The sequence below is a fragment of the Frigoribacterium sp. R86507 genome, from assembly GCF_044597695.1.
Taxonomy (GTDB): Bacteria; Actinomycetota; Actinomycetes; order Actinomycetales; family Microbacteriaceae; genus Frigoribacterium.
The window spans coordinates 411,883-438,603 of sequence record NZ_CP139002.1 but is presented as its reverse complement, the minus strand read 5'-3'; the positions used below and the strand labels follow the sequence as shown (position 1 = coordinate 438,603).

26 protein-coding genes are annotated in these 26,721 nt (G+C 73.2%); 10 read left to right on the top strand and 16 right to left on the bottom strand.

Going from position 1 to position 26,721, the window contains the following annotated elements; all coding sequences use genetic code 11:
* Window positions 1-438, top strand: coding sequence for an Lrp/AsnC family transcriptional regulator (locus tag SJY14_RS02170; protein ID WP_043593232.1), 438 nt, complete (start codon window positions 1-3; stop codon window positions 436-438).
* A 48-nt stretch (window positions 439-486) separates the two neighbouring features.
* Here SJY14_RS02170 and SJY14_RS02165 read toward each other — a convergent pair whose 3' ends face one another.
* Window positions 487-4,107, bottom strand: coding sequence for a proline dehydrogenase family protein (locus tag SJY14_RS02165; protein ID WP_396599656.1), 3,621 nt, complete (start codon window positions 4,105-4,107; stop codon window positions 487-489).
* A gap of 41 nt (window positions 4,108-4,148) precedes the next feature.
* Here SJY14_RS02165 and SJY14_RS02160 point away from each other — a divergent pair, with 41 nt between their 5' ends.
* The gene (locus tag SJY14_RS02160) at window positions 4,149-4,619 is read left to right on the top strand and encodes a MarR family winged helix-turn-helix transcriptional regulator (RefSeq protein WP_071256014.1); all 471 of its coding nucleotides are present in this window, start codon (window positions 4,149-4,151) and stop codon (window positions 4,617-4,619) included.
* Between the two features lie 57 nt (window positions 4,620-4,676).
* On the opposite strand, the gene SJY14_RS02155 is transcribed toward SJY14_RS02160, so the two are convergent.
* The gene (locus tag SJY14_RS02155; RefSeq protein ID WP_396599655.1) at window positions 4,677-5,675 is read right to left on the bottom strand and encodes a DNA-3-methyladenine glycosylase family protein; all 999 of its coding nucleotides are present in this window, start codon (window positions 5,673-5,675) and stop codon (window positions 4,677-4,679) included.
* A gap of 9 nt (window positions 5,676-5,684) precedes the next feature.
* Window positions 5,685-7,115, bottom strand: coding sequence for a GntR family transcriptional regulator (locus SJY14_RS02150; RefSeq protein ID WP_396599654.1), 1,431 nt, complete (start codon window positions 7,113-7,115; stop codon window positions 5,685-5,687).
* Between the two features lie 96 nt (window positions 7,116-7,211).
* On the opposite strand from SJY14_RS02150, the gene SJY14_RS02145 reads away from it, so the two are divergent.
* On the top strand, window positions 7,212-8,120 hold the full coding sequence (locus SJY14_RS02145) for a rhodanese-related sulfurtransferase (protein WP_396599653.1): 909 nt from the start codon (window positions 7,212-7,214) through the stop codon (window positions 8,118-8,120).
* Window positions 8,121-8,179: 59 nt separating this feature from the next.
* A complete protein-coding gene (locus SJY14_RS02140) occupies window positions 8,180-8,665 on the top strand; it encodes a pyridoxamine 5'-phosphate oxidase family protein (RefSeq protein ID WP_396599652.1) in 486 nt (161 codons plus the stop codon).
* A 99-nt stretch (window positions 8,666-8,764) separates the two neighbouring features.
* On the opposite strand, the gene SJY14_RS02135 is transcribed toward SJY14_RS02140, so the two are convergent.
* Complete coding sequence (locus SJY14_RS02135; RefSeq protein WP_396599651.1) at window positions 8,765-9,448, bottom strand: hypothetical protein; 684 nt, start codon at window positions 9,446-9,448, stop codon at window positions 8,765-8,767.
* A 143-nt stretch (window positions 9,449-9,591) separates the two neighbouring features.
* On the opposite strand from SJY14_RS02135, the gene SJY14_RS02130 reads away from it, so the two are divergent.
* From SJY14_RS02130 to SJY14_RS02105, 6 genes are all read left to right on the top strand, one after another.
* Window positions 9,592-10,617, top strand: a complete 1,026-nt coding sequence (locus SJY14_RS02130; protein WP_056260133.1) for a 6-phosphofructokinase — start codon at window positions 9,592-9,594, stop codon at window positions 10,615-10,617.
* Between the two features lie 189 nt (window positions 10,618-10,806).
* Window positions 10,807-11,316: an NfeD family protein gene (locus SJY14_RS02125; protein WP_396599650.1), complete on the top strand. Its 510-nt coding sequence runs from the start codon at window positions 10,807-10,809 to the stop codon at window positions 11,314-11,316.
* A gap of 11 nt (window positions 11,317-11,327) precedes the next feature.
* A complete protein-coding gene (locus SJY14_RS02120) occupies window positions 11,328-12,725 on the top strand; it encodes an SPFH domain-containing protein (protein WP_055975635.1) in 1,398 nt (465 codons plus the stop codon).
* Window positions 12,726-12,769: 44 nt separating this feature from the next.
* Window positions 12,770-13,750 carry an MDR family oxidoreductase gene (locus SJY14_RS02115; RefSeq protein WP_071256008.1) on the top strand — a complete coding sequence of 327 codons (981 nt, stop codon included), beginning with the start codon at window positions 12,770-12,772 and terminating at the stop codon, window positions 13,748-13,750.
* A gap of 150 nt (window positions 13,751-13,900) precedes the next feature.
* Window positions 13,901-14,590, top strand: a complete 690-nt coding sequence (locus tag SJY14_RS02110) for a GntR family transcriptional regulator (protein WP_396599649.1) — start codon at window positions 13,901-13,903, stop codon at window positions 14,588-14,590.
* The gene (locus SJY14_RS02105; RefSeq protein ID WP_396599648.1) at window positions 14,587-15,402 is read left to right on the top strand and encodes an ABC transporter ATP-binding protein; all 816 of its coding nucleotides are present in this window, start codon (window positions 14,587-14,589) and stop codon (window positions 15,400-15,402) included. Before SJY14_RS02110 ends, SJY14_RS02105 begins: the two co-directional genes overlap by 4 nt.
* A gap of 308 nt (window positions 15,403-15,710) precedes the next feature.
* Here SJY14_RS02105 and hemL read toward each other — a convergent pair whose 3' ends face one another.
* The 12 genes from hemL to SJY14_RS02045 all read right to left on the bottom strand — a co-directional run bounded on the left by hemL (window position 15,711) and on the right by SJY14_RS02045 (window position 26,575).
* A complete protein-coding gene (hemL, locus tag SJY14_RS02100; protein ID WP_396599647.1) occupies window positions 15,711-17,054 on the bottom strand; it encodes a glutamate-1-semialdehyde 2,1-aminomutase in 1,344 nt (447 codons plus the stop codon).
* On the bottom strand, window positions 17,054-18,043 hold the full coding sequence (hemB, locus tag SJY14_RS02095) for a porphobilinogen synthase (RefSeq protein ID WP_055975645.1): 990 nt from the start codon (window positions 18,041-18,043) through the stop codon (window positions 17,054-17,056). Before hemB ends, hemL begins: the two co-directional genes overlap by 1 nt.
* Window positions 18,043-18,834 (bottom strand): uroporphyrinogen-III synthase, encoded by a 792-nt coding sequence (locus SJY14_RS02090; RefSeq protein WP_071257391.1) that lies wholly within the window; start codon window positions 18,832-18,834, stop codon window positions 18,043-18,045. The genes hemB and SJY14_RS02090 overlap by 1 nt, the downstream gene beginning before the upstream one ends.
* A complete protein-coding gene (gene hemC / locus SJY14_RS02085; RefSeq protein ID WP_071257393.1) occupies window positions 18,831-19,817 on the bottom strand; it encodes a hydroxymethylbilane synthase in 987 nt (328 codons plus the stop codon). Before hemC ends, SJY14_RS02090 begins: the two co-directional genes overlap by 4 nt.
* A gap of 4 nt (window positions 19,818-19,821) precedes the next feature.
* Window positions 19,822-21,045: a ferrochelatase gene (locus SJY14_RS02080; RefSeq protein WP_396599646.1), complete on the bottom strand. Its 1,224-nt coding sequence runs from the start codon at window positions 21,043-21,045 to the stop codon at window positions 19,822-19,824.
* A complete protein-coding gene (hemQ, locus tag SJY14_RS02075) occupies window positions 21,042-21,815 on the bottom strand; it encodes a hydrogen peroxide-dependent heme synthase (protein WP_143048739.1) in 774 nt (257 codons plus the stop codon). Before hemQ ends, SJY14_RS02080 begins: the two co-directional genes overlap by 4 nt.
* Window positions 21,816-21,926: 111 nt before the next feature.
* Window positions 21,927-22,154 (bottom strand): DUF3618 domain-containing protein, encoded by a 228-nt coding sequence (locus tag SJY14_RS02070; protein ID WP_071257396.1) that lies wholly within the window; start codon window positions 22,152-22,154, stop codon window positions 21,927-21,929.
* Between the two features lie 45 nt (window positions 22,155-22,199).
* Window positions 22,200-22,649 (bottom strand): phage holin family protein, encoded by a 450-nt coding sequence (locus SJY14_RS02065; protein ID WP_071257399.1) that lies wholly within the window; start codon window positions 22,647-22,649, stop codon window positions 22,200-22,202.
* Entirely contained in the window at window positions 22,646-22,894 is a 249-nt protein-coding gene (locus SJY14_RS02060) for a hypothetical protein (protein ID WP_071257584.1), read from the bottom strand. The genes SJY14_RS02065 and SJY14_RS02060 overlap by 4 nt, the downstream gene beginning before the upstream one ends.
* A 117-nt stretch (window positions 22,895-23,011) precedes the next feature.
* Window positions 23,012-24,376, bottom strand: coding sequence for a protoporphyrinogen/coproporphyrinogen oxidase (locus tag SJY14_RS02055; RefSeq protein WP_396599645.1), 1,365 nt, complete (start codon window positions 24,374-24,376; stop codon window positions 23,012-23,014).
* Complete coding sequence (gene hemE / locus SJY14_RS02050) at window positions 24,373-25,440, bottom strand: uroporphyrinogen decarboxylase (RefSeq protein ID WP_396599644.1); 1,068 nt, start codon at window positions 25,438-25,440, stop codon at window positions 24,373-24,375. Before hemE ends, SJY14_RS02055 begins: the two co-directional genes overlap by 4 nt.
* A gap of 121 nt (window positions 25,441-25,561) precedes the next feature.
* Complete coding sequence (locus SJY14_RS02045; protein WP_396599643.1) at window positions 25,562-26,575, bottom strand: NADP-dependent oxidoreductase; 1,014 nt, start codon at window positions 26,573-26,575, stop codon at window positions 25,562-25,564.
* Window positions 26,576-26,721: the final 146 nt, after the last annotated feature.

Sequence of the window (26,721 nt, the reverse complement as noted above, 5' to 3'; positions counted from 1 at the left end):
GTGGACAATCTCGACTACGGCATCATCGACCTCCTGCGCCAGAACGCCCGTGCCGGGTACGGCGACATCGGCGCCTCGGTCGGCCTCAGTGCCTCAGCGGTCAAACGCCGCGTCGACCGCCTCGTCGCCGACGGGGTGATCAAGGGGTTCACCGTGCAGGTCGACCCCGCCGTCGACGGGCTCGGCACCGAGGCCTACGTCGAGCTGTTCTGCCGCGGCACCGTCTCGCCCCAAGAACTGCAACGCATCCTCGGCACGGTGCCCGAGGTCGTCGACGCCGGCACGGTGACCGGCAGCGCCGACGCCATCGTCCACATGCGCAGCCGCGACATCCCGTCGCTCGAGGAAGCCCTCGAACGCGTGCGCAACGCCCCGAACGTCGACCACACGCGCAGCGCGATCGTGCTGTCGAAACTCATCAGCCGCCGCTCGGCCTGACAGCGCCCGGTGGCGGGCCGACGGCGGGCCGTGAGCGGCCGGTCGCGGTCAGAGCCGCAGGTCGGCCAGCGCGGGGTCGAGGCGGCCGTACCGGTGCGCCGTCAGCGAGACGGACTGCTCACGCACGAACGTCAGCAACTCGATCCGCCCCTCTTCGGTCACCTCGCCCGAGAAGATCGTCACGTCGGGGCTGCCCTGCAGCGCCCGGGCAAGCGCGGCGGGGTCTCCGCCGATCATCCGGATGCGCAGGCCGCGGTAGGCGGCGACCGCCTCGGGTGACGGGGCCGGTCTCGAGTCGTCGACCCTCCCCCCGTCGGTGGAGGCCCGCTCGCCCCCGGCGGCCTCGGCCAGCAGGTCGAGCACGTCCGGACCCGCCGTCTCGGCCGCGGCGCCCTGCAAGGCCCCCGCCGCGGCCCGCGCGACGAACGCCTCGTCGCTCTCGACCACGACGTCGCGCACGCGCACCGGGGACGAGGAGGCGCGCCACAGGTGCACGAGACCCGCCGGCAACGGCACGGCCGAGCTGACGGCCAGGGTCGACCCTGCCCGCGCACCGGCGGCGACGAGCCGGACGAGCGCCGACGGATCGGCCCCGGAGGAGAGTCGGACCGTCACGGGGTGCGGTCGGTAGCGCAGCACGTTGCGCTCGACCACGAGGCCGGTGACGTCGCGGGCCAGCCCGAACTCGGACTGCCAGGCGCGCTGGTCGCTCTCGACGGCCGTGCGGAGCGAGTCGAACTGCTCGAACGACAAGGTGGGTCGGGCCGCGTCGACCAGGCGTGTGACCCCCTCGGACACGTCGTGCAGGCGCAACGAGGGGCGCGGGTCGTGGGGACGGTGGCGCCAGGCCCCCTGGCCGATCAGGGCGTTCGGGCCACCGGGCTTGAGGCCCCGACCGATCGACCGTCGACCCCACCCGCCGGTGGGCCTGCGGCGCACGCGCGCACCCGTCGTCGGACCGCCGACGACGAGGTCACCCGCCCGCACGGTGTGCAGCCACTCGTCGATCTCGTCGACGTCGAGGGAGTGCAGACCCGCCACGTCGCCGCCGTTCTCGGCGTTCTGCACCGCGACCGCCTCGGCGAGGGTCTCGACGGTGACGAGGCCGACGACGGGGACCCCGTGCGTGCTCGAGGCGAAGGCACCCCGGGGGTCGACGCCGTTGCGCACGCCCGGCGAGCAGAGGGCCCCGGTCGCGTCGAGGGGACGCGGCTCGAGCAGCCACGACTCGCCGGGGCCGAGCACGGTCAGGACGTCGAGCTCGGACCCGGTCGGGGCGGAGGCGAGCGGCCCCATCACGGTGGCGACGTCGTCGGCGGGACCGACGACGACCGCCTCGAAGGCCTCGCGCAGCAGGCGACGGAACGTCTCGCCGTGACCCACGGAACCGACGGCGAGCACGAGGTCGAGCGCGCCGTGGCCGCGGCCGGCGTGGTCCACGACGCTCGCGACGACGTCGGCGGCGGCGAGCTCGAGGTCGGCCGAGGGGGTGACGACGAGCGAGGTGACCCCCCGGGTCCGCACGGCGAGGTCGAGGTCCGGGCGCACGTCGCGGAGGCCGACGGCCGTCTCGATCGGCGCGTGGGCGACCACCCGGTCGACCACGGGGTGCGTCAGCAGGGCCCGTTCGTGGTCGGGGTCGTCGGCGACGACCAGGGCCAGGAGCGAGTCGGGGACGCCGACCGCCCAGAGCGCTTCCGCGACGACGGCGACCGCCCGCCGCCGACCGGGGGGCAGGTGGACGACGACCGCACTGCCGGCGCCGAACGCCGCGAGCACCCCCTCGACCGTGCTGGCGACGGGTGTGACGAGGTCGGGCACGACGACCGTCAGCCGCGGGGGCCGGTGCTCGGCCGTGTCGACGGTCGCGAGGTCGCGGGTCAGGACAGCCAGCCGGTGGGCCGAGTCGACGGCCGCGCCGACCTCGTGGTCGGCCTCGGACAGGGTCGAGCCGGACTCGCTGACGGACACCTCGACGAGGCGCGAGCGCCGCAGGGCGAGCTCGCGGCCCGCGAGGTCGAGCAGTTCGGCGCGGGTCTCGGGCTCTTGGCCGCCCCAGGCCGCCCCGGCCGAGGAGGCGCGGGTCACCAGCGCCTCGAGGGTCGCGTCGTCGAGGGCTGCGCCCCCCGAGGACGCGAGCCCGAGGGAGGGGGCCGCGTCGGCGGTCTCGACGCCGGCGGTCGACCGACGGGCGCGCCCGAGCACGCCCCGGGCCCACCGGCGGTTGCCGTCGAGCGAGGGATCGGTGTCGGCCTCGGCCACGAAGTCGACGACGTGGTCGGGGCCTTCGTCGAGCGGCCCGGACCGGTCTCGTCGCCGCCGGGGCACGGTGGGCAGCTCGGCCGCGGTCGCGACGGCGCGGTCGTGCCGACGCGCCTCGCGGGCGAACGCGGCCTCGTGGTCGACGTCGAGGGTGCTCGAGAGGAATCCCTCGGGGTCGGCGAGCGCGTCCAGCCGGCCCACCAGGTGTCGCACGGCGGAGTCGAACTCGCCGGAGACGATCACCGGCGCCTGGAGGACGAGCGAACCGAGCTCGGAGCGGACGACCTCGGCGAGACCGGGCGCGGACCCCAGCCACATCTCGACGTCGAGCAGGTGGTCGGTGCCGTGGCGACGGGCGACCGTGACGGCATGGGCCAGGTCGAAGACGTCGTGCCCGGCGAGTCCGACCCGGGCGACCGCGGCGTTCTCGGGCCTCAGGGCGAACTCGACCAGCCGGAGGTGGCTGGCGTCGGTCTCGTGCTTGGCCTCGAAGGTGACGACGGGCCAGTCGTGCAGGCGGGCGTCGACGATCTCGTCACGACGTGACCCGCCCTTGACCAGCCGGACCGAGATCGGGACGCCGCCCCGGTCGACACGGTCCCGGGCCCAGTCGGTGAGCAGCCGCAGCGAGTCGAGTGCCTCGGGGACGTACGACTGGACGACGATGCCCGCCGTGACGGACTCGAACCCGGGTCGGTCGAGCAATCGCGTGAAGACGTCGATCGTCAGGTCGACGTCGGCGTGCCGGTCGACGCCGAGGGTGAGGAGGGTGCCCGTCGACGCCGCGAGCTCGAGCAGGGGCCCGAGCCTCGACTCGGCCAGGTCGCTCGTCTCGTCGAAGGACCAGGGCGAGGTCGGGCCGACGAGCTCGCGGACGGTCGTCGTGACGCGCTCGACGTCGGGCCGCTCGATCAGGGCTCGGACCGCGGCGACGCGCCGCTCGGCCTGTGTCGGGCCCGACACCACGGGCCCCCAGGCGGTCAGGTCGAGCCTGACGCCGTCGCCCCGCAGGCCGGCGAGGGCCTGCGTGAGCTTCTCGGGTGGCGCGTCGACGAGCAGGTGCCCCACCATGTGGCGCAGCGTCCGCCGCGCGACCGGCATGATCGGTTTGGGTGCGAGCGGGCCGAAGCCCCCGCCGAACGAGATCGCCGCCCGCAGGTGCCAGGGCAGCAGGGCCGGCGTGCGTCGGCTGAGCGAGTCGAGTGCGGACGCGGCCGCCCGGTCGTCTTCGGGTCGGACGACGCGGTCGGCGAATTCGCGGGCGAAGTCGAGCCCGCGGGGGTCGCGCAACACCTCGGTCAGACGGGCGGCCGGGCCCTGCACGGGGACGGCACGCGCGGCGTCCCACCAGCGGCGGGCCGTCTCGACGGTCTGCTGCGTGACTTCGTCGGCGTGCACATCGGACATGGGTCGAGGATATGCCGCGCCACCGTCCCTACACTGGGCGAATGGCCGACGAACTCACCGACGAGGAGTGGGTCGTCTGGGACTCCTTCTACGTCATGAGACGACGGCTCGACCGTGCCCTCGAAGTCCGCCTGCAGAGCGATTCGGGCGTCTCCGCCCCCGAGTACGAGATCCTCGTCGGCCTGGGCCGGAGCAGCGACCGACGCTCGCGCGTGCGCGACATCGCCGAGCAGATCGGCTGGGAGAAGAGCCGGGTCAGCCACCAGGTCACCCGCATGGAGCGCCGTGGGCTGGTGCGCCGCACCGAGTGCGCGTCCGATGCGCGCGGCACCTGGGTCGAGCTGACGCCTGACGGCCGCCGGGCCATGCTCGCCGCGACCCGGGGCCACACGGCCGCGATCAAGAGGTACTTCGCGGACGTGCTCGGGGCGGACGCCGAGGTCGTCCAGGCGTTCTCGGGGCGCGTGCTCGAGGCGATCGGCACGGACGCGTCGCCCGACCCGCAGGGCTGACCCGCGCCTCCTCGGCGTCCGGTCGCGGAGGCGCGGTGACCTCGGCCGGCGACCGCGTCAGTGGGAGCGGTGGTCCTGGATGGTCATGCGCGGGCCGAACCTCGGCTTCGAGAACCCGCTGCCCGTGATCAGCCGCATGACGCGTTCACGGTGGCCACGCCACGGCTCGAGCAGCTCGAGCATGCCGTCGTCGTCGACGGGACGACCGATGAGCGCCCACCCGACCACGGCGGGGAGGTGGTAGTCGCCCACGCTGGGGCTGTCGGGGTCGCCGTGGGCACGCTGGGTCGTCTCGGCGGCGGTCCAGACGCCCACGCCGGGGATCGACCGGAGGCGCGTCGCGACCTCGTCGCCACCCCGACCGACGGCGAGCGTGCGCTCGAGTGCGGGTGCCACCGCGCAGACCCTCATGACGGTCGCCGACCGCTGGGGACCGACACCGGCCCGGTGCCACTCCCAGCTCGGGATGCGACGCCAGCCCTGGGCGTCCGGCGGGACGACGAGCCCCTCGGGCGCCGGACCGGGGGCCGGCGTGCCGTGGCGACGCACGAGCTGTCGCCACGCGCGCCAGGCCTCGACGCTCGTCACCTTCTGCTCGAGGATCGCCGGGACGAGGGCCTGCAGCACGAGCTCGGTGCGGGTGAGGCGAAGCCCCGGCTGCCGCCGACGAGCGTCGGCGAGGAACGCGTTGGTCGTGACGTCGAGCCCCGACCAGTCGTCACCCCGGCCGAGCAGTTCGGGCACGTGTTCGACCGCCCAGGCCGCACCCGGCCCCCACGCGTCGGCGCGGACGGACGAGGAGGCGCGACTCGCCGACACGCACAGCGTCGCCTCACCGGTCGGCGTGCGCAGTGCGAGCCACGTGGAGTCGCCGACGACCCGGAAGGCCGGGTCGCCCGAGCCACGGCTGAGAGGTCGGAGCGTCGCTCGGACGTCGACCGGCCGGGCCGACGAGTACACCGTGCCCAGCCGGACGGCCGGCGACCCGGCGGCTGAGGGCACACCGCCGTCGGGGCCGGCGTCGGAGTCGGTCACGGCGATCTCGACCTGGTCCATGTCGCGATGCTAGACGCTGCCCCCGACAGCGCGGAGCGCTCGGTCGGCCGGTGGGCGCAGTGAGCGCACGAACGCGGCGACGGCCGGGCCGACCCCGCCGTCGGCGCCCGGGGCGGCGCCCGCGACGGCACGGGAGAACGACCGCCACGAACCCGGCGGCAGCTCGAACCGGCACGACACAGCACCGTGGGCGAGGCGCGGCTCGAGGACGTCGAGCTCGTGCGAGAGAGCCCGGGACCGGCCGGCCGAGACCGCCCGCCTGATCACCGGGGCCAGGATCGACAGGGTCGACAGCGTCATCGCGCGACCCTCTGCTCGCCCGACGACGGCGTCGAGTCGCCGTACGGCCGCGAGGGCGTCGGCGTCACCGCCCCCGGCAGCCGACGCGAGATCGGCCGACCACGACACCAGGCCCGCGTACAGCTCGCGGGCCGCCACGACCTCCGCCGCGTCGGGCCGGGCGATGCGGGTGTACCGGTTCGGGGCGAGCTCGACGAGACCCGTCTCGTCGAGCCGTTCGAGGGCGTGGCGGATCGGCGTCCTCGAGACGCCGAGCCAGGCGATGAGCTCGGCGTCGACGAGTCTCTCGTCGGGAGCCAAGGTGCCGTCGAGGACGGCCCTGAGGACGAGGTCGTGGACGTCGTCACTGAGGCGACGGCGCACCGGCAGGTCGTGCAGGCGCTGATCGCCGTCGGCGAGGGGTGCCGCTCGGGGACGGGACCCACCGACCGGCCTCGAGGCATCCCGGCCGCCGGGGACCACGTCGGCTCGGTCGACGAGCCCGCACAGGGACGCGACCGACCGCACGAGGCCGGGGGTGAAGTCGAGGGGGTCGCCCTCCTCGAGGTGGCGGGCCGCGTCGGAGGCGAGATCCGCCACCCGGACGAGGTCGGACGACGAGAGCTCTCGCAGATGATGGCGGAGCGGCAGACCGAGGCGACGCGCGTGACGGGCGGCGAGTCCGCTCGCCCGCAGCCCGGCGACCACGGACCACAGGTCGTCCCACGAGTCGGCGACGGCGCCGGCGGCGGTCGCCGCAGGGCTCGTCGGACCCGTGACGCAGGCGTCCGCCACGGCCCGCAGACCCTCGGCGATCTCGACCCGTTCGTGATCTCGCGGGCCGCCCGGGAGTGAGTCGTGGGCGGCAGCGAGCAGGGCGCACCCGCTCGAGAGGAGGTCGAGGGAGGTCTCGCGCCGGGGGACCACGACGAAGCTCGACCGGCCACCGATCGATTCGACCAGCTGGACGTGCTCGAGCTTCGCGATGGCGATGCGGATCGGCGTGCGCGAGACCCCCAGCCAGTCCTCGCAGTCGGCGTCGCGGAGTCGTTCACCGGGCCGGAGGGTGCCGTCGAGGACGGCCTCGACGAGATGGTCGTAGACGGCGTCCTTGTGCAGGCGACGGGGGATGACCGGACGGGCGGGGGTGGGGACGGGCATCGGCGCCTCTCTGCTGGTGTCAGATATGCCAGTGAAGACAATAAGGCATTCATGCCCTGTGCGTCGAGCAGTGGGGCCGAAAACTAGACTGCCGGGATGGCCACCCCGAAAATCGTGCTGTTCTACGCGTTCACCCCGCTGGCCGACCCCGAGGCCGTCCGTCTCTGGCAGCGCGACCTCGCAGAGTCCCTCGACCTCCGCGGACGCGTGCTCGTCTCTCGTCACGGGGTCAACGGCACGCTCGGCGGCGACCTGCCCGACGTCAAACGGTGGCTCAAGAAGACCCGACAGCATCCCGCCTTCGCCCAGCTCGACGTCAAGTGGAGCGAGGGCACCGGCGACGACTTCCCCCGCCTGTCGGTCAAGGTGCGCGACGAGATCGTGACGTTCGGCGCTCCCGGCGAGCTCGAGGTCGACGGGTCCGGCGTGGTGGGGACGGGCGAGCGCCTCTCCCCCGACGAGCTGCACGACCTCGTCGACCGCGAGCAGGTCACCTTCTTCGACGGACGCAACGAGTACGAGTCGCGCATCGGCCGGTTCCGAGGGGCCGTGGTGCCCGACGTGGCCACCACCCGCGACTTCGTGGCCGAACTCGACAGCGGGCGGTACGACCATCTCAAGGACGAGCCCGTCGTCACGTACTGCACGGGCGGGGTGCGCTGCGAGGTGCTCTCGTCGCTGATGACGGCCCGCGGCTTCTCGCGGGTGTACCAGCTCGACGGCGGTGTCGTGCGGTACGGCGAGCGCTTCGGCGACGACGGCCTGTGGGACGGTTCGCTCTACGTCTTCGACGGTCGCGGCTCGGTCGAGTTCAGCGACCACGCGGCCGTGATCGGTCGCTGCGAGGTCTGCGGCACCGCGACCAGCCGCATGCAGAACTGCGTCGACGTGCAGTGCCGGGAGCAACTGGTCGCCTGCGAGGGGTGCGGTGCACGAGGCGACGTGACCTGCGACCGGCACCGCGCCTCCTCGGTGGTGACCGCCGGCGGATCTCCGGTGCGGTGACCGCCGACGAGCCTCCGGCGCTGTGACCGCCGACGAGCCTCCGGCGTAGGGTCCCCGGCATGACTGAGACCAACGACACCAAGAAGATCGGCGAGGTCCTCGACGCGGGCCGCATCGGCATCCTCACCACACAGAGCAGCCACGGTCACCTCGTGAGCCGACCCCTCGCGATCGTCGACCGCGACTTCGACGGCAAGGTGTACTTCTTCACCCGCGACCCCTCTCCGAAGGTCGACGACGTCAAGGCGCACCCCCAGGTGAACGTCGCCGTCGAGACCGGCAAGGGCTACCTGTCGCTGGCGGGCAGGGCGTCGATCGTCAAGGACTCCGCGCTCGTCGACGAGCTGTGGACGACCGGCGCCGAGGCCTGGTTCGACCAGGGCCGCGACGACCCGAGCGTCGCCCTGCTCGAGGTCGACGTCGACACCGCCGAGTACTGGATCAGCAACGAGCCGAAGGCCGTCACCCTCTTCAAGTACGCCAAAGCGGCCGTCACCGGTGGGCACCCGAAGAACGTCGCCGACACCGGCACCGTCTCGCTCTAGCCGAGGAGGCGCGGCGCGGGTCGTGCGGGACGGCCTGCGCCCCCGACAGCCCGCGCCCGGTGCCCGGCGGTGGCCGATGCCGAACGGTGGCCGGCCGGGTCAGCCGCAGGTGACGGTCTGGCCGTCACCGTTCACGTAGTCGCCCGGGCCGAGCTGGGCGCAGGCCGTCGCGAGTTGCGAGAAGTAGTCGAGCGCCGCGATGGCGTACGCGAGGCTCAGGACGATGACGATCGAGGCGATCACCATGCCGGTCAGGGCGAGGGTGGCCGGTCGGCCGGCGGCCCGGGCGCGTCGCGCGGCCACGATGCCGAAGACCAGGCCGAGGGGCGCGAAGAAGACTCCGAAGACGATCGAAGCGATCGCGAGACCACGGCCCTCGTCGTCGGTGCGGGGCGGCGCCGACGACCAGTCGTCGTCGGCGGGGAAGAAGTACGAGCCGAGGCCGGCGTTCTCGGGCCGGGCGTCGATCGCGGACCCGGCGGCGGGTGCGGCCCCGGGCGCCGGCGACCAGACCTGACGACCGTCGGAGTCCCACGTGAGCGCGGCCGTCTGCTGGACGGCGGGCTGCTGCCCGACCGGCTGGGGGAAGAACGGCTGCTGAGCGACGGGCTGCTGCGGGGCACCGGAGTGGTCGAGCGGCCAGCCGTGGTCGGCCGCGGCCGTCTCGGGGTGCACCGGCCGAGGGGGGCCGAACGGGAACTCGCCCCGGTCGGGCTCGGTCGGCGCAGGCCGGGCGAAGCGTGCCCACGGCGACGGAGGACGCCCCGGCTGCTCGTTGCTCATGCAGGCGAGGGTAGTACGGCCGCCTGCGCGACCGGGCCGGGCGGCGACCGGCCCCGTGGACAGGTGTCGCGCCTCCTCGTGGTCCATGATGGGTCTCGACCTCGGCCCGTCGATCGGGCCCTTCGATGCGATGGAGCCCCTCGATGCGAATCGGAATCCTCACCAGCGGTGGCGACTGCCCCGGTCTCAACGCGGTCATCCGCGGCGCCGTGCTCAAGGGCACGCAGATCCACGGACAAGAATTCGTCGGTTTCCGCGACGGCTGGCGCGGCGTCGTCGACGGCGACGTGATGCCCCTCACCCGCAAAGAGATCCAGGGCATCGCCAAGCAGGGCGGCACGATCCTCGGGACGAGTCGCACGAACCCGTTCGAGGGCGACGGCGGCGTCGACCGCATCGCCGAGAACATGGAGCGCTTCGGCATCGACGCCATGGTCGCCATCGGCGGAGAGGGCACCCTGGCCGCGGCCAAGCGCCTGACGGACGCCGGGCTCAAGATCGTCGGCGTGCCCAAGACCGTCGACAACGACCTGGGGGCGACCGACTACACCTTCGGCTTCGACACCGCGGTCCAGATCGCCACCGACGCCATGGACCGCCTGCGCACCACGGGCGACTCGCACAGCCGGTGCATGGTCGCCGAGGTGATGGGCCGGCACGTGGGGTGGATCGCCCTGCACTCGGGCATGGCCGCGGGGGCCCACGCGATCCTCATCCCCGAGCAGGCGACGAGCATGGACCAGATCGTCGAGTGGGTGCAGTCGGCCTACGACCGGGGGCGCGCACCGCTGGTGGTCGTCGCCGAGGGCTTCGTGCCCGACCACGAGAGCGACGTGCACTCCGAGCGTGGCCTGGACGCCTTCGGCCGCCCGCGCCTCGGTGGCATCGGCGAGCGCCTCGCCCCCGTCATCGAGGAGCGCACGGGCATCGAGACCCGCGCCACGACGCTGGGGCACATCCAACGCGGCGGAACGCCCACGTCCTACGACCGAGTGCTCGCCACGCGACTCGGCATGGCGGCGAGCGACGCGGTGGTCGAGGGACGCTGGGGTCGCATGGTCGCCCTGCGAGGCACCGAGATCGTCCACGTCTCGTTCGAGGAGGCCCTCGACAGCCTCAAGGTCGTCCCGCAGAACCGCTACGACGAGGCCGCGATCCTCTTCGGTTGACGGAAGCGCGAGCGGGGGCGGCCAGGTCGTGGGCACGGGCGGGCAGGTCGTGGGCACGGGCGCGCAGGTCGCGGGCGGGGTCCCCGTGGGCCCTTCGTCGGCTCGTCCCCAGGGCCGACCGCCTCGTCGTCACCCCGGGTCCGTCGCACAGGCGATGTGCGACCGGCCGGACTCTGACAGGCTCGGCACATGATCACGTTCATCGTGGTGGGGGCGATCGGACTCCTGCTCCTGCTCGTCAGCATCGTCGTGGGCGACCTGCTCGACGTCTTCGACGTCGGTGACGGGCTCGTGTCGGGCGTCGCCCTGGGCGCGGCCTTGGCCATCTTCGGGCTCGCCGGGGTCGTCACGTCGCAGACCGACCTCGCGGCGGGGTGGACGTACGCGGTCGCCGTCGGCATGGCGCTCGTCGCCCTCGTGCTGATCCAGCTCGTCGTCCGCCGCGTGACGCGCCGCGAGAGCGGCGGCCACTGGTCGCCCGTCGGGTTCGTCGGCGTCACGACCGAGGCCACCGGCCCGGCCGGCGGCGAGGTGCGGCTCGACGACGTCCGCGAGCTCGAGCGTCGGCTCGCGACCAGTGACGCACGCATCGAGCGCGGCGTCCGCGTCCGCGTCGTGGCCGAGAACGGCCCGCGCGTGCAGGTCGAGGCGCTCGACGCCGACGAGGCCTCCGCGTCACGTGATCCCCGGACCAACTGAAAGGAAGCCCTGTGGACTTCATCTCCTCCAACGTCAGCGTCGTCGCCATCGTCGTCGCCGTCGTCATCGTGCTCGCCCTGCTGTCGTTCGTCGCCAGCCGCGTCCGGCGCGTCCCGCCGAACGAGGCGCTGATCGTGGTCGGCCGTGGTGCCGAACGCTCCGAGGGCGGGGGCATCTCCAGCCCGCAGAAGGTCATCATCGGTGGCCGCACCTTCGTGTGGCCGATCTTCCAAGAGGGCTTCAAGCTGTCGCTCGAGCAGTACCAGACCCCGGTCGAGGTGCAGGCGATCGACGCCAACTACATCCGCACCGCGGTCAAGGCGACGGTCAACTTCAAGGTGACCGGCACCGAAGACGGGGTGCGTCGCGCCGCTCAGCGCTACCTGCTGCAGCAGCAGCAGCTGCCCGTCATCGTGCAGCAGTCGCTCGAGGGTTCGATCCGCGGTCTCATCGGCGGCCAGCCGGTCGACGACCTGGTCAAGAACTTCTCGCGCCTCGCGGCCGACGCCGTGAACGAGACGAAGGGCGAGCTCGCCGAGCTGGGCCTCCAGATCGAGACGATGAACATCCGCGAGATCGAGACGCCGGGCAGCACGTACCTGGCCGACCGCGGGCGTGCCGAGGCCGCCGTCGCCAAGCAGAACGCCGATGTCGCCGAGGCCGAGGCCGAGCGCATCGCGGCCCTGGCCCGCATCGGCAACACCCAGCAGACGGCCGAGCGCCAGCTGCAGCTCGACGTGCGCCAGGCCCAGATCAAGGCCGAGACCGACCGGGCACAGGCCGAGGCCGCCGCCGCCGGTGAGCTCGCCCGCGCCATGCAAGACAAGCTGGTCGCCGAACAAGAGAGCATCGCCGTCGCCGAGCAGGCCAAGGTCAACCAGGAGCGACTCAACATCGAGGTCCGTCAGCCCGCCGAGGCCGCGGCCTACGCGTCCGTGCAGAACGCCGAGGCCGAGCGCGACGCGGCCAACGCCGCCGTCGAGGCCGAGGCGTTCCGCCGCACCCAGCTCGCCGACGCCGCCCGCAACGCGGCCGAGAACGAGGCCGCGGCGGTCGAGGCCGCCGGTCGGGCCGAGGCCGCGGCCATCAAGGCCAAGGGTCTCGCCGAGGCCGAGGCGGTCGACGCCCTGGCCGAGGCGCAGGGCAAGTTCGGCCAGGCGGCGCTCGCGTCGCAGGTCATCTCGCGCCTGCCCGAGATCGCCCGCGAGATGGCGGCCCCGATGGGCAACATCGACGCCCTGACGGTGGTGTCGACCGACGGCGCCAACGAGCTGACCAAGTCCGTTGCCAACAACATGACGCAGCTGCAGGACGTCGTGAAGGCCACGACGGGGCTCGACCTCGTCAGCGCGCTGGGCGGCTTCCTCGGGGGCAAGGCCGGGGCGTCCGGCCCCGTCGATCGCGCCTGACCGCCCCTGGCCTCGCCTGATCGCGCCCGCGTAGCCTCGGTCGCATGCGTGCGATCGTGGTCGAGAAGGGCAGGACCGCCGAGCTGAGAGAGCTCGACGAACCGGTCGCCGGGCCGGGTGACGTCGTCGTCGACGTCACCTGGTCCGGCGTCAACTACAAGGACGGGCTCGCCCTGCGCGGCGACCCCGGGGTGGCCCGCGTCGACCCACTGGTGCCCGGCATCGACCTGGTCGGCGTCGTGGCCTCCTCGGGCTCGTCGCGCTTCGCACCGGGCGACGAGGTGCTCGTCAACGGTGCCGGCCACGGCGAGACGAAGCCCGGCGGCTTCGCCGAACGGGTCGTGATCGACCCCGACAGCGCCGTGCTGCTCCCCCGCGGCATCGACGGCCGGCGCGCCGCCGCCATCGGCACGGCGGGTTTCACGGCGATGCTCAGCGTCCTCCGGCTCGAGCGCGACGTCGGCCCCGACGACGGCGACGTCGTGGTGACCGGGGCGGCCGGAGGCGTCGGGTCGGTGGCGATCGCGGTGCTGAGCCGCCTCGGGTACTCGGTCAGCGCCTCCTCGGGTCGCGTCGCCGAGCAGGGCGACTACCTCCGCTCGCTCGGGGCCTCCACCCTGATCGACCGCGACGAGCTGTCCGGCGCGGGCAAGCCGATGCAGCGGGCCCGCTGGGCCGGCGGCGTCGACTCGGTCGGCAGCCACACCCTCGCCACCGTCCTGGCCCAGACCCGGTGGGGCGGCACCGTGACGGCGTGCGGGCTCGCCCAGGGGGCCGACCTGCCGACGACGGTGCTGCCCTTCATCCTGCGGGGCGTGACCCTGGCCGGCGTGAACTCGGTGGAGGCGCCCCTCGAGCTGCGGCAGCGCGCCTGGGACAGACTGGCGCGAGACCTCGACCTCGACCTGCTCGACTCGATGACCGACGAGGTCGCCCTCGCCGACGTGGTGGACGCCGGCGAGGCGATCCTGGCGGGTCGGACCCGGGGCCGGACGGTCGTGCGCGTCGGCGGATCGCGAATCTAGAACTCCGGATCACCCATACGTACTCAGCCCACGGGTTTATGCTCGACATGTCGGCGACCGGTTCAGGGCCGGGTCGACGAACCCGACCGACCGCGGTGTCCCGCACCGTCGACCGTCGCCACCCATCCGCACACACGACGGAGGCCCCCGATGCCGATCCCCCAGAACGACGACCAGACTCCCGCTCCCCGCCGCCTGCTGCGCGACGTCGTCTACGACAAGATGTTCGCCGCGATCATCGACGGCACCCTCGAGTTCGGCGAACGTCTGAACGACGACCAGCTGGTCGCCTGGCTCGGCGTCTCCCGCACACCCGTCCGCGAGGCCATCGCCAAGCTCGCCGACCAGGCCCTGGTCGACATCGAGGCCAACCGCTACACGCGCATCGTCGACCCCTCGTACGACGAGTTCGTCGACACCGTCGACGTGGGTTACGCCGTCTGGTCGCTGTTCGTCGAGCGCGCCGTACCCAAGCTCGACAAGGCCCAGCGTGCCGAGGTCGTCGGTCTGCTCGACACCCGGGCCAAGGCCTTCAAGGCGAAGAAAGAAGAAGACATCGCGGGCCTCGTGCGGGCCAACGAGATCCTGCTGGCCGCGGCCGACAGCGAATCGCTGACGCGACTGTGGTCGAACACCGGCCCGCGCCTCCTGCTGTTGCTGCGTCGCCCGTCGGCCAACGGCATCTTCGACTACCCCCAGGCTCACGCCTTCACCGTGGCCTTCCGTGACGCCGTCAAGGCGGACGACGCCGAGGCGGCGGCCGCCGCCGTGCGCGAGCAGCCCGCGCGCCTGCAGGGCCTGTTCGACCAGGTGCGCGAGGCGGGCGTCTACCGCGCGTGACCTCAGCTCCCCTCGCGGCCGCCCCGGTGCCGCCCGTCCTCGACGTCGTCGACGCGCGGGTGACCCGGGGCGGTCGTGATCTGCTGCACGACGTGTCGTTGCGCGTCGACGCCGGCCAGCACTGGGCGCTGATCGGCCCCAACGGAGCCGGCAAGACCACGCTGATGACGTTGTGCGGTGCGCTCGGCCATCCGACGGCGGGCACGGTCGACGTCCTCGGCCGCCGCCTCGGACGCGTCGAGCTGAGCGAGCTGCGCCGCCACATCGGCCACGTCGATCCCCGCCACCGCATGGTGGGCGACAACACCGTGCGCGAGGTCGTGCTGACCGGCGTCACGGGCAGCAGCGACCCGGTGCCCCGCTGGGCGCCCACCGACGATCAGGAGGCGCGGGTCGTCGACCTCGTCGCGAGCGTCGGCCTCTCGTCCCGCCTCGCGGCACGGTGGAGCGTGCTGTCCCAGGGCGAACGCGGTCGGGCACTGATCGCTCGCGCCCTGGTCTCGGAGCCGGCCCTGCTGCTGCTCGACGAACCGGCGACGGGGCTCGACGTCGCGGCGCGGGAACACCTGCTGGACACCGTCGACGAGCTGCGCACGGCCCACCCCGGGATGGCCTCGGTCACCGTGACGCACCACCTCGAAGACCTGCCGAGCAGCACGTCGCACGCCCTGCTGCTGCGCGACGGCGAGGTCTTCGCCACCGGCCCGGCCGACGAGGTGCTGACGTCCGACCTCGTGTCGGGCGCGTTCGACCACCCGCTCGTCATCGGTCGGGCCGACGGTCGCTGGTCGGCCCGCGCCCGCCGCCGCTGACCCCGGGTGGACGAGGACTAGTGCGCCGCCGCTGAGCCGCCCGGTGCATCACGGCGCCACGCGTAGCCGCTGCCGGAGCGCCCGCCGCCGGCCCACCCGGCCAGCCGGCCACCCCGCCACCCCGCCACCCCGCCACCCCGCCACGATGTAAACAACCCGCCAAGAAATGATGTGGCGGGTTGTTTACATCGTGGCGGGGTGCGGCGGAGCAGGCCAAGCCCAGAGTGACGGGCAGGGCGAACTCGGCACGCAGAGCAGGCCGAGCCCCCGGCGAGCCGGAACGGAGGCGCGACGCGCGCTCGCGCGGACTAGTGGGGCGCCTGGGCGGCCGCTGCGGCCTTGGCCGCTGCGGGTACGGCGTCGAGGATGCGCGACACCACGTCGTCGTCGTGGGCCGCCGTGACGAACCACGCCTCGAACACCGACGGCGGCAGGTTGACCCCGGCGTCGAGCATGGCGTGGAAGAACGGCGGATAGCGCCAGGTCTGCTGGGCCCGGACGTCGTCGTAGTCGTTCGGGGCCGTCGGCGTGAAGGCGAACGAGAAGAGCGACCCGGCGCGCTGGACGCTGTGCCCGACCCCCTCGGCGGACAAGGCGGCCGAGACGCCGGCGGACAGCTGGTCGGCGACGGTGTCGAGCCGGGCGTAGACCTCGGGAGTCGCGAGCCTCAGCGTGGCGATGCCGGCGGCGACGGCCACGGGGTTGCCGCTGAGCGTGCCCGCCTGGTAGACCGGCCCCAGCGGAGCGAGGAAGTCCATCACCTCGGCGCGTCCGCCCAGGGCCGCCAGCGGCATGCCCCCGCCGATGACCTTGCCGAAGGTGATGAGGTCGGGCTCCCACCCGGCACCGTCGGGCACGACCTGCGACGCCTCGAGGCCCCACCAGCCGGCCCGACCGACCCGGAAGCCGGTGAGCACCTCGTCGACGATCAGCAGCGAGCCGTGGCGTCGCGTGATCTCGGACAGGCTGCGGTTGAAGCCGCGCTGCGGCGCGAGCACACCCATGTTCGCGGCGGCCGCCTCGACGATGACGGCCGCGATGCGCGGGCCGTGCTCGTCGAAGGCCGCGCGCACGGCGTCGAGGTCGTTGTAGGGCAGGACGAGCGTCTGGGCCGCGGTCTCGGCCGTGATGCCGGCCGAGCCGGGCATCGACAGCGTGGCGACGCCCGAGCCGGCCTCGGCCAGCAGCGAGTCGGAGTGACCGTGGTAATGCCCGGCGAACTTCACGAGCAGGTCACGACCGGTGTAGCCGCGGGCGAGACGGATGGCCGTCATGGTCGCCTCGGTGCCGGTGGACACCATGCGCAGCTTGCCGATCGGACGCTGGTCGCCGACGGCGACGCGTTCACGGACCAGCTCGGCGAGTTCGGTCTCGGCCGGGGTCGACGCCCCGAACGACAGGCCGCGCGCGGCCGCCTGCTGAACGGCCTCGAGCACCTCGGGGTGCGTGTGCCCGAGGATCGCGGGGCCCCACGAGGCGACGAGGTCGACGTAGTCGCGCCCCTCGGCGTCGGTGACGTACGCACCCTTGGCACCCACGAGGAACCGTGGCGTCCCGCCGACGGAGCCGTACGCGCGGACGGGCGAGTTGACGCCGCCCGGGATGGACCGCTTGGCCCGGGTGAAGTAGGTGTCGTTGCTCTGCTCGGTCATCAGAATCGCTCTTTCTGGAGGCGCGTGGCCAGTTCGGTGGCCCAGTACGTCAGGATCGCGTCCGCCCCCGCCCGCTTGATCGAGAGGACGCTCTCGTAGGACGCGGCGTCGAGGTCGATCCAGCCGTTCGCGGCGGCCGCGTGGATCATCGCGTACTCACCGCTGATCTGGTACGCCCAGACCGGCACCGTGCTGGTCGCGGCGGTCTCGGCGAGGACGTCGAGGTAGCTCATGGCCGGCTTGACCATGACGACGTCGGCACCCTCGGCGATGTCGAGGTCGACCTCGCGGAGGCCCTCGCGCCCGTTCGCGGCGTCCATCTGGTAGGTACGGCGGTCGCCGACGAGGGTCGACTGAACGGCCTCGCGGAAGGGGCCGTAGAAGGCCGACGCGTACTTGGCGGCGTAGGCGAGCAGCGCCGTCCCACCGAAGCCGGCCTCATCGAGCGCGTCCCGGGCCGAACCGATCTGGCCGTCCATCATGCCGCTCATGCCGATCAACTGCGAGCCGGCTTCGGCCTGGACGACCGCCATCTCGTCGTAGCGGACGAGGGTGGCGTCGTTGTCGACCGAACCGTCGGCGGCGAGCACGCCGCAGTGACCGTGGTCGGTGAACTCGTCGAGGCAGAGGTCGGTCTGGACGACCAGCGCACCCTGGGCGGCGTCGACCGCCACGCGGGTGGCCACGTTGAGGATGCCCTCGGGGTCGGTCGCGCCCGATCCGACGGCGTCCTTCTCGAGGGGCACGCCGAAGAGCATGACTCCGCCGACGCCGGCCTCGGCGGCCTGCTCGATCGCCCGGGGAAGGCTCGACAGGCTGTGGTGGACGACGCCCGGCATGGACGAGATCGGGGACGGCTCGTCGATGCCCTCGCGGACGAACATCGGCAGGACGAGATCGGCGGGGTGCAGGCGGGTCTCGGCCGTCAGACGACGCAGGGCAGGGGTGGCGCGCAGGCGGCGGGGCCGCACGCGGGGAAAGTCAGACATCAGTCCTTCTCGGTGGGGGTCGTTCCGGCGGACGGGCCGTCGAGGGCGTGGTCCACCACGGCCTCGACGAGGGCGGCCGCCGATCGGGTCTCGGCGATCAGGTGCACGGGCAGTCCCGCGGCACGGGCGTCGAAGGCGGTGCGCGGGCCGATGCACGCGACGAGGGTCGCCGGCGGCAGGGGCGCCAGCTGGGCGGCGATCTGACGGGCCACGCTGCCCGAGGTCACGAGCAGCACGCCGATCGAGCCGTCGGCGACGCCGTCGCGCACCTCGGTCGAGACGGGCACGCCGACCGTGCGGTAAGCCGAGACGAACTCGGCGTCGAACCCGCGGGCCGACAGCCCGGCGACGAGCGTCGGCTCGGCCAGGTCGGACTGCGGCACGAGCACGCGACCGGTGACCTCGTCGGCCGGCCACTCCTTCACGAGCCCGCGGGCCGAGTTGTCGCCCTCGGGGACGAAGTCGACGCGGATGCCCGCCAGGCTCAGAGCGGCCGCGGTGGTCTCGCCGACCGCGGCGACCCGGGTCGACGCCGGGGGCCGGATGCCGTTGCCGACCAGGACGTCGACCGTCGTGGCACTCGTGACGACGAGCCACTCGTAGACGCCGGACTCGAGGCGGGCAAGGGCGGCGGCGAGCAGCTCGGGCGTCTCGGCCGGGGCGAAGTTGATGAGGGGGGCGATGACCGGCGCGGCACCGCGCGACCGGAGGGAGGCCGCGACCCCGTCGCCCCACTTGCCGCCGCGCGGCACCAGGACGCGGACGCCCTTGAGCGGCTTGTCGACGGTCACGAGGCGCTGCCCAGGGGGTCACCGCCGGACGGTCCGCCGCCCAACGGGGCGAACTCGGCCGCGCCGGAGTCGAGCAGTTCGTCGACCACACGGCCGGCGACCTCGTGGACGTCGGCGAGGCGCGCGACGAGCGGGCCGTCGTCGAGGGAGACGGCGTGCGACGAGCTGAGGCGCCGGCTGCCGTCGGGGCTGTACACGGTCGCGCTGAGCAACAGCAACCCGGCGTCGACGACGGCGCTGGCACCGACGGGTGCCGCGCACCCGGCCTCGAGGCCGGCCAGCACGGCCCGCTCGGCCGTCACCACGAGACGGGTCTCTTCGTCTTCGATGGCGGCCAGACCGCGAGCGAGCGCCTCGTCGGGGTCGCCTTCGCGGACCTCGACGGCCAACGAGCCCTGGCCCGGCGCGCTGGGCCAGAAGCCGAGCCCCAGCAGTTCGGTCGCGGCGTCGAGGCGTCCCAGCCGGCCGAGCCCGGCCGCGCTGAGCAGGACCGCGTCGAGGTCGACGCCGACGCGGCCGAGCCGCGTGTCGACGTTGCCGCGGATGTCGACGACCTCGAGGTCGGGGCGTCGCGAGAGCAGCTGGGCGGCACGGCGCGGCGACCCCGTGCCGACGCGAGCACCCTCGGGCAGTCCCTCGAGGGTCAGCCCGTCACGGGCGCAGAGGGCGTCGCGAGCGTCCGCGCGACCGGGAGTCGCCCCGATGACGAGACCGGGGTGCGTTGCGGTCGGCAGGTCTTTGAGGGAGTGCACGAGCGCGTCGCACTCGTCTGCGAGGAGCGCCTCGCGCAGGGCACTGGCGAACACGCCGGTGCCCCCGAGGGACGCCAGCGACTCACCGGTGCCCTGCGACCGATCACCCTCGGTCTTGATGCGGACGAGTTCGACGTCGTTGCCGGTCGCAGCCGCGATGCGGTCGGCGACGGTGGTCGACTGCGCGACGGCCAGCGCGCTGCCCCGGGTTCCGATGCGGATGGTCGCCACGGGGTCAGGGGACCAGCCCGGACACGGCGGGCTTGAAGCCGAGTCGCACGTTCTCGCAGCAGCCGGGACGACACACGTCGTACCAGGGCCCGAGGTCGGTCACGTGCGGACGGTCTTCTGCCGGTACGCCGTCACGACGCTCGAGCACGAGGTCGACCAGTCCGGTGACGTAGTTCGGGTCGATGCCCGGCGTCGGGGTGCGCGTCGCCCAGAAACCGTTCTTCTCGCTGGTCTCCATCGCCTCGTTGTCGAGGTCCCACATGACCTCCATGTGGTCGCTGACGAACCCGAGCGGCACGATGATCACGGCGCGGGTCGGGCCCCCGGCCAGGTCGTCGATGGCGTCGTTGATGTCGGGCTCGAGCCACGGCATCGAGGGCGGGCCGCTGCGCGACTGGTAGACGAGCTGCCAGGGGACGGTCGTGCCGCCACCCTCGGGCAGGTCGAGGTCGAGTGCGGCCTCGGCCGCGGCCATGACGACTTCGGCGACGGCCTTGTGCTGGGCGGCGTAGGCGCCGTCGGCGTCGAAACCGCGCGCCTCGGGGCCGCTCTTCGCCGCGTCGGTCGACGGGATCGAGTGCGTGGCGAACAGCACCTGCACCTCGGTCGAGAGGTCGAGGCCCTCGTTCTCGTCGCGAGCCTTGACGAGCGCGTCGCGCACACCGTCGATGAACGGTTGCACGAACCCGGGGTGGTCGAAGAACTGGCGCACCTTGTCGATCTGCATGGTGGCCTCGAGCCCGGTGGCGTCGAGCGCCATCGCGAAGTCCTCGCGGTACTGGCGGCACGAGCTGTAGGACGAGTAGGCGCTGGTCGCGACCGCGATCAACTTGCGGAACCCGCGATCGTCGGCCTCACGCACGGCGTCGGCCATGTACGGCTGCCAGTTGCGGTTGCCCCAGATGACCGGCAGGTCGATGCCGCGTCGCTCGAGCTCGGCCTCGAGGGCCGCCTTTAGCTCGCGGTTGTGCTGGTTGATCGGGCTGACGCCGCCGAAGTGGCGGTAGTGGGTCGCGACCTCTTCGAGCCGTTCTTCGGGGATGCCCCGACCCCGGGTGACGTTGCGCAGGAACGGGATGACGTCGTCCTGCCCCTCGGGCCCACCGAAGCCGGCCAGCAGGATGGCGTCGTAGTCGGTCGGCTCGGAGACGTGCTCGGGCCCCGAGGCGGCGGCGGGGGTGGCGTTGCGGACGAGACGCCCGTTGGTGATGTGGCTGGTGTCGGTCACGACAAGACCTCGATGATGTCGGTGGTGGGGATGCGGCGGCCCGTGAAGAACGGGATCTCTTCGCGGACGTGGCGTCGGGCCTCGGTGTAGCGCAGGTCGCGCATGAGGTCGACGAGTTGGACGAGCTCGGGCGCCTCGAGGGCGAGGATCCACTCGTAGTCGCCGAGCGAGAAGCTGGCGACCGTGTTGGTCAGCACCGCGCGGTGCTCGGAACCCTGTTTGCCGTGTTCGGCGAGCATCTGACGGCGCTCGGCCTCGGGCAGCAGGTACCACTCGTAGCTGCGCACGAACGGGTACACCGTGAGCCAGGTCTCGGGCGCCTTGCCGCGCATGAAGGCCGGGCTGTGGTTGCGCGAGAACTCGGCCTCGCGGTGCATGCCCATGGCGTTCCAGGTGGGCAACAGGCCGCCGAGCACGTCGGTGCGCAACAGTTGCCGGTAGGCGGACTGAACGGCCTCGGGGACCTCGCCGTGCAGCCAGATCATGATGTCGGCGTCGGCCCGCAGGGCGCTGACGTCGTAGAAGCCGCGCACGGTGACGCCGAGCCCGGCGAGGGCGTCGACGACCGCGTCGAGCTGCGGGACGTCGTCGAGCTCGGGGGCGTAGGGGTTCTGCGGGTCGCGACGCAGCACGGCCCAGAGCGTGTAGCCGAGGCGTTCGACGGGCGGCGGCGTGCTCGCCGCGTCGTCACCGGGCTCGGTCTGGACGGGTGCTGCGGGTGAATCGGACGTCGGCAGTACGGGCGCTGCCGCGTCGGCGCTGGAACTCATGCAGTCATTCTCCCTCTCGGCACGCTGGGAGCCCAACCAGGTTGCTCCCGGTCGAGCGAACGGGCCCGGGTGCTCGTCGGGGACGAGACGTCGGGCGAGCCCGGCGACCGTTCAGCGGCGCTTGACGACCGCGACGACCACGCCCGCGACGGCCAGTGCGCCCGCCCCCGCGGCGGCGAGCCACGGGGTCTTGTCGCGGTCGAACGACGCCTTGGCGCGGTGCCCGGCGATGCCCAGCTGCTTGGGCACGTTCAGCTTGTCCTCGAGCTCGTTGAGCGTCGCGGCGAGCTCGGCGCGCGTGCGGTCGATGTGGGCCTGGATGTCGGTGCTGTCGCTCACGGTGCTCCTGTCGGGAACGGGAAGGATGGGGGTCGAGGAGGCGCGTCAGCGCTCGTCGAGGCGGGCGCCGGGGATCGAGCCCACGCCCTTGACGGCCTTGAGGTCGGCCTTCAGGCTCGCGATGGTCTTCTCGGGGACCGCGGGGAGCCCCTTCTTGATCGACTTGTACCCGAGGAACGCCAGCAGGGCGGCGACGAGCAGCAGCACGCCGGCGACGATGAGGGCCGAGGCCCAGCCGGGAAGCCAGATGGCGAGCAGCAGGACGATGCCGGTCAGCAGGACGCCGAGCATGGCGAAGACGAAGATCAGCGCACCGACCAGGAACCCCGCACCGATGCCGAACGCCTTGAGCGTGCCGATGACCTCGTACTTGAGCAGGGCAAGCTCGCCCTTGACGAGGTCGGTGACCAGCGTGGGGACGTCCTGCACGAGGGCGAAGAGCGACCGCGGCCTGGTCTTGTGTCGGACCTTGTCGCTGCGCGTCGAGTCGGTCATTTCTTGCGGCCGCCGCCGAAGAGCTTGGAGATGCCGCGGGTGATGCCCGTGACGACGGCGTCGACGCCGTCGGCCGTCTTGGCACCGGCGAAGTCCTGGCCCTTGGCGACCTGGCGCTGCACGGCCCGGCTGTTCCAGACCTTGGACGCCCTCTCGGTGATCTGCTCGTACCGGTCGTGGCCGGCGCGGGCGCCGAGCACGAATCCGACAGCGGCTCCGGCGACGAAGATCAGTTTGCCTCGCACGGGGGACTCCATTCGTGGTCGTACGCGCGACGGCATGTGCCGCACACGTCCGTCCAATGTAGCCCGAGGCGGCTGCCCGACGCCCGCGCCGGACCGAAGCCGACCGACCCCGAGGCCTCAGTCGCGGGACGGGGGCGACGAGAGCGCCGCCACCAGGGTGGCGGCCTGACGACGCGAGTGGGCGACGATCGCGGCCAGCCCGCGGCCCGCCACCGCGCCTCCGGCCTGCACGACCTCGACCACGGGCTCGGTGACGGCCGCCGCCTCGGCCCGGCGCGGGGCGTCCCAGGTGGCCCGGCCGAAGCCGACCAGGTGATGCTCGGCGAGGTCGACGCCGAGCAGGGTCGAGGCGTCGGCGAGCGCCGCGTCGCGCACCTCGGTGTCGGGCGTGCCGCGGTCGACGACGGGCGAGTCGAAGCTGAGCCGCAGCACGTGGCGTCCCCCGGCCAGGTTGGCCAGCCAGCTCCACTTGACGGTCGCGTGGGTGAGGGCCTTGGCGCGCAGTCCGGTCGAGCCGGGGGCGACGAGCACGCCCGTGCCCCGGGGCGCCGCGTCGAGCTCGGGCCGGTCGACGACGAGGGTCGCGAGGGTGATCGCCCCGGGCGGCACCGAGGAGGCGCGGGTCGTCAGGGCCACCGCGTCGTGGTCCCCCACGGCCAGCACGACCTGTCTCGCCCGGACGTGCTCACCACCGGCGGTCTCGACGCTCGTCTCGTCGATCGACCGGACGCGGGTGCCGAGCCGGACGTCGACGCCGTCCCGCTCGAGGTCGGCGACGATCGGGTCGACCAGGCGGGCGAGGCCGCCGCGGATGCCCGCCACCGCCGAACCGGCCGGGGCCAGGGCGCGCAGCCCGAGCACGGCGGCGGCGAGGCTGCCCTCGCGCTGCAGGGCCGAGCGCAGTCCGGGGGCGACGCGGTCGACGGCGAGGAGGTCGGGGTGGAGCGAGTGGACGCCCGAGACGATGGGGCTGACGAGCCGGTCGACGACCGCGTCACCCATGCGGGCCCTGACGAGACCCCCCAGGGTGGTTTCTTCGCCCCCGACCTCGGCGGGCAGCTCGGCGTCCCCGAGCGCGCGCCTCACCCCGGCCTCGCCGACGACGGCGCGGACGTCGGCGGCGGACGGGTCGCCCGGGATGCCGAGCAACCCCGTGCGCGGGATCGGGAACGACTCGCCGTCGGCTTCGTGCAGCCAGGCGCCACGGGGATCGGGCAGGACGATGTCGTCGCCCAGGCCGAGTTCGGTGGCGAAGCCGGCGACCGTGCCGCCACGGGTGGCGAAGCTCTCGGCTCCGGCGTCGAGCGCGATGCCGGCGACCACGTGGCGCGAGACCTCGCCGCCGAGACGGTCGGACGCCTCGAACAGGACGACGCTCAGCCCGGCGGCGGCCAGGTCGCGGGCGAGCACGATGCCGCCCATGCCGCCGCCCACCACGGCGACGTCGACGACGGCGCCCGGGGTGACGACGGGCGGGGTCACAGCGTGTGGGCGAGCTCGACGATGCGGGTGAGCACGTCGGGGTCGGTGTCGGGGCTGACGCCGTGGCCGAGGTTGAGCACGTGGGCAGGGGCCGCCCGGCCACGCTCGACCACGTCGCGGACGTGCGCCTCGAGCACCGCCCAGGGCGCCTGGAGCATGGCGGGGTCGATGTTGCCCTGCACCGGGGTCGAGCCGCCGAGGCGACGCGAGGCCTCGTCGAGCGGGATGCGCCAGTCGACTCCCACGGCGTCGGTGCCGACGTCGCGCATGGCGGTTAGCACCTCGCCGCTGCCCACGCCGAAGTGGATGCGGGGCACGTGGAGGTCGGCGACGTGCGACAGGGCTCGCGCCGAGTGGCGGGCGACGTGCGCGGTGTAGTCGGCCAGCGACAGCGACCCGACCCACGAGTCGAACAACTGGGCGGCGCTCGCACCCGCGAGCACCTGGGCCCGCAGGAAGGCGCCGGTCACGTCGGCGGCCCAGGTGAGCAGGGCGTCCCAGGTCTCGGGGTCGCTGTGCATGAGGGCGCGGGCACGGATGTGGTCCTTCGACGGCCCGCCCTCGACGAGGTAGGCGGCGAGGGTGAAGGGCGCACCGGCGAACCCGATCAGCGGCGTGCTGCCGAGCTGCGCGACGGTCTGGGCGACGCCCTCGGCGATCGGGGCCAGCGCCTCCGGATCGACGGGCCGCAGGGCCGCGACGTCGGCCGCCGTGCGGATCGGCGTCTCGAGCACCGGCCCGCGACCCGGGACGATGTCGACCGCCACGCCGGCCAGCTTGATCGGCACGACGATGTCGCTGAAGAAGATGCCCGCGTCGACGCCGTGACGGCGGACCGGCTGCAGCGTGATCTCGCTCGCCAGGTCGGGCGTGAGGCAGGCGTCGAGCATCTTGGTGCCGACGCGCAGCTCGCGGTACTCGGGCAGCGAGCGCCCCGCCTGGCGCATGAACCACACCGGCAGCGTCTCGGGCCGGTCGCCACGCAACGCGCGGACCAGCGGCGAACGCGTCGTGAGGCCGGCGGCCAACGGGTGCTGCTCGGGCAGGGCGGAGGTCTGGGTCACGTGGTCGATTGTCCCATCGCCCGCTGGACGTCGCGTCGAGGGGACCCGCCGCCGGCCCCGCCCCGGCGAGACCCTCACGGTCGGGTCGCCTCGAACGCTGGAGCGGCCGAGGAGGCGCGGGTCAGGAGACCGCGACGACCATCTTCCCGACGTTGGCACCGCGCATCAGCCCGGTGAAGGCGTCGAACGCGTTGTCGATGCCCTCGACGACGGTCTCGTCGTAGACCACGTCGCCGGCGGAGAGCCAGGGGCCCATCTCGGCCTGGAAGGCGGGTGCGAGGTGGCGGTAGTCGCCGAGGGTGAAGCCCTTCATCGTGAGGCCGCGGGTGACCATGTTCGTCATCCCGGTGATGCCGACCGGGGCGCCGGTCGAGTTGTAGTTCGCGATCGAGCCGCAGAGCGCCGCACGGCCGCCGGTGCGGAACGAGGCGAGGGCGGCCGACAGGTGGTCGCCGCCGACGTTGTCGAAGTAGACGTCGATGCCGTCGGGCGCGGCCTCGGCGAGCAGCTCGGAGACGTCGCCGTCGCGGTAGTTGAAGGCGGCGTCGAAGCCGTACTTCGAGGTCAGCAACTCGACCTTCTCGGCCGAGCCGGCGCTGCCGACGACCCGCGAGGCTCCCTTGAGGCGGGCGATCTGGCCGACCATGGTCCCGACGGCCCCGGCGGCACCCGAGACGAAGACGACGTCGCCCTCGCGGATGCCGGCGATCTCGGTGAGGCCGACGTACGCCGTGAGGCCGGTGAGGCCGAGCACGCCCAGGTACGCCGACAGCGGCACGCCGTCGACGGGCTGCACGGCGCGGAAGGCGGCCGCGCCTCCCTGGGCCACGTCGCGCCAGCCCTGGTCGTGCAGCACGACGGTGCCGACCGGCAGGTCGTCCGAGCGGGACTCGACGACGCGGCCGACGGCACCGCCGGTCATGGTCTCGCCGAGCGCGAAGGGCGGGATGTACGACTTCACGTCGTTCATGCGACCGCGCATGTAGGGGTCGACCGAGAGGAACTCGTTCTGCACGCGCACCTCGCCGTCGGCGAGCTCGGGCAGGGTCACCTCGACCCGGGCGACGTCGTCGGGGGTGGGCTCGCCGTGCGGGCGGGCGACGAGCTGCCACTGGATGCTGGTGGTCGAGGTCATGGTGTTCTCCTTCGTCGATGCGGTACGCGCCGCCGTCCGGAATGCGGACGCCGACTCCCGTGTTGCAAGTTGCAACTGCCAGGATGCATTCCCGGCCACTCGACGTCGAGTCAACGCCCAGCCGAAAACGCCGATCAGAGTTAGGA